This is a genomic window from Mycobacterium sp. E796 (assembly GCF_001672815.1).
Taxonomy (GTDB): Bacteria; Actinomycetota; Actinomycetes; order Mycobacteriales; family Mycobacteriaceae; genus Mycobacterium.
Window position 1 is genome coordinate 1 of record NZ_LZKK01000271.1, and the last position, 602, is coordinate 602.

The window sequence follows — 602 nt, forward strand, 5'->3', positions numbered from 1 at the left end:
GCGGGCAAGCACGTGCTGTGCGAAAAGCCGTTCACTGCCAACGCCGCCGAGGCCCGCGAGATCGCCGAGTTAGCCGCGAAATCAGATCGTGTCGTCATGGAGGCGCTCCAGTACCGCTACCATCCGTTGACATCGCGCGTCGAGCAGATCATCGCTTCGGGGGAGCTGGGTAGATTGCAGCGAGTGGAGGTAGCGGTGTGCGTCATGCTGCCGAAGCGTTCAAATAGCAACATCTACGACTACTCCCTTGCCGGTGGCGCGCTGATGACCGACGGAAGCTATACGGTCGACATGCTCCGTACGTTCGGCGGTTCGACCCCGGAAGTCGTTTCGGCTCGTGCGAAACTGGGCGGTCCCGAAGTGGACCGGGCTATGACGGCCGAATTGCGGTTCGCCGGCGGGCACACGGGCCGCCTGCACTGCGCGCTGTGGTCGTCGAACCTGTTTTGGGCGAGCGCCAAGGTGGTTGGGGATCGCGGCCGGCTGCGTTACCTCAGTCCGGCTGCTCCGCACTTGTTGCCCCGGCTCACGATCCGCTCGGCCGACGGCAAGCGGGTGGAGCGCTTCCCGCGCCGCACCAGCTATGCGTACCAGCTCGGGTC

General features: G+C 65.1%; 1 protein-coding gene. It reads left to right on the forward strand.

From position 1 onward, the window contains the following. A partial coding sequence (locus A5706_RS21100; protein WP_197517913.1) for a Gfo/Idh/MocA family protein occupies nucleotides 1-602 on the forward strand: 602 nt, incomplete at both ends.